This is a genomic window from Marichromatium sp. AB32 (assembly GCF_003718675.1).
In the GTDB taxonomy this organism is placed as follows: domain Bacteria; phylum Pseudomonadota; class Gammaproteobacteria; order Chromatiales; family Chromatiaceae; genus Marichromatium; species Marichromatium gracile.
In genome coordinates this window covers 1-203 of sequence record NZ_RHFJ01000178.1, presented here as the reverse complement: position 1 = coordinate 203, position 203 = coordinate 1, and the positions used below count along the sequence as shown (strand labels likewise).

1 protein-coding gene is annotated in these 203 nt (G+C 76.4%); it reads right to left on the bottom strand.

What is annotated here, in order from left to right; genetic code table 11:
• Nucleotides 1-203 (bottom strand): hypothetical protein (locus EBL85_RS17355; RefSeq protein ID WP_190288131.1); only part of this gene is annotated, 203 nt, incomplete at both ends.

Below are 203 nucleotides of genomic sequence, written 5' to 3'. Positions count from 1 at the left end.
CGCGCCCGAGGACCTCGGCCCAGATCGCGGCGAGGGCCTGTTCGAGCGGCCCCCGGGGCGGGGTGCGCGCGCCTGCGGCGTCGAGCGCGTCGAGCCGGGCGGCGAGCGCGCGGCGATCGACCTTGCCGTTGGCGCTGAGATCGAGCCGTTCGAGCGGCAGGATCGAGGTCGGGATCATGTACTCGGGCAGGCGCTGGGCGAGG